Here is a 1774-nt window from a genome sequence, read left to right on the forward strand (position 1 = left end):
TGTATCGTTAAAAGAGGGTTGGATTAAAGTTCATTACCCTAACGGGTAGTTAAATGAACCGCCCTGTGCGGACCCGCATGCAGGGTGGTGTGGGGAGGGCTGGCTAGATACCAGCCCTTACCCGATTAGGTTTCAAAGCCCCGATCTTGAAGGGTCATTTACCCAAAGTGAAACTATACGCATAAATTCCCAAACGTCATTATCTGTAGGTTTCACATACTCTGGTTCTTCAGGGTTTTCACCCATTTTGTCGAATGCTTCCATAATCCAGCCTGGGCCATGGCGGTTGTTCTCAATCTCAAGGCGAGGTAACCATTGCTCTAAGGCACCACGAGGGACGGGAAATATTCCATACTGCCTTAGGTTGCTAAGAAGTAACTCTAAAGTACCTCTATGCTCTTCAGGAAGATCAGGTAAGCCATGTTTATTTGAGTTTAAATTGTTATTTTCAAATATCTTATTAATATTACCTCTCAGTACACCCCAACTTTCAATCAGTGCTTGAGGTACATTACAAGATTTACAAAGCTCTTTGAATTCATGATTTTTCTTGATTATATCTAAATCAACAATTGCAGCAGCCGGTATTCCCATTTTACGTAGAGGTGAAACAATTCTGCCAATTGTTTGCTTATTTTGTGCATTAATAAATAAACTATCTGTTGAGCCATCATTAGTGAAGTAGTTTAGTCTTTCATTTATCTCCTGATAAAAGGCTCTATCTGCATCAGACTCAGAAACAATTACACTCTCGTGAAACATAGCACTCAGAACACCAGTTGATCTCAAAAGTGGGTTTTTCATCATTTCATAAATTGTTTCTGAAGATAATGTTCTGGCTGTCGGAACTCCCTGACTATAAGTTAAGCGCGTGATATTTACATTTTGCCCTGCCTGAATACAGCCCATTACAAAATCAGAGCTATGTGTAGACACGAAAATCTTACTGTCTTTTTCTTTAGTAAGAATGCTTAAAGTCTTACCAAGCTTTCTTGCTAGTGGTGGATGAAGGAATGCTTCAGGTTCATCTATTAGAAGAACTTTATAATCTTGGCATAGTGTTGCAGAAACTAAGCCAGTAAATGCTTTTACCCCGTCACTCATTTCAGAGATGTCGATAGCGTTTGTATGAAATGCTCTAGAGTCCTCGTTTAAACCTTGTTCGATCATACCGCTAGGTTCTTCTTCCGACATTTTTATTCTGAGTGAAGTCATACCCGTTGGATCGATGACGAAATATTTTCCAAGTGCATCATAAGTTATATCTCTGATTGTTTTTCTTGCTTCATCATCTTGGAATAACGCCATGAGTTGATTTCTTGGGTGTTTAGTTAAGTCTCCCGATGGCTTAGGCTCAGTTAGTGAAAATCTAGTTTTTCCATCTAAGCGTATTGTATATAGTGAAAGAAAGTTATCGGCAAAATAATCAAAGTTCTGATTATTACCATCTACAAAATTAAATATTTCATTTAGATTTACTTGTTTGACATGATGATTATTGTCATTGAATAAATCAATTTTCTGAGTAAAAATATGATCATCATAATGCCTATGACCTTCAGGTTTATCTGTTTCCTTTGATTTAAGGGAACCTCTATAAATTCGTTTTTTTAGCGCGATAATTTTCTAATTTTTCTACCGGAACACTTACCGAAAATAATTATCATTACGCATTTATTTACAAAAATATTGGATAAAAATTCGTTCTTTTGATGATTTTTTCTCCCTATTTGTATATTCCAGACGCACGTTGGCCGCATAGCGTGACAAATCG

At 37.1% G+C, this 1774-nt stretch carries 1 protein-coding gene; it reads right to left on the reverse strand.

Features of this window, described 5'->3' with window-relative positions:
• Positions 1 to 132: 132 nt before the first annotated feature.
• Positions 133 to 1308, reverse strand: coding sequence for an ATP-dependent nuclease (locus LU351_RS20380; protein ID WP_232595924.1), 1176 nt, complete (start codon positions 1306 to 1308; stop codon positions 133 to 135).
• Positions 1309 to 1774: the final 466 nt, after the last annotated feature.

Source organism: Marinibactrum halimedae (assembly GCF_021234875.1).
GTDB lineage: Bacteria > Pseudomonadota > Gammaproteobacteria > Pseudomonadales > Cellvibrionaceae > Marinibactrum > Marinibactrum halimedae.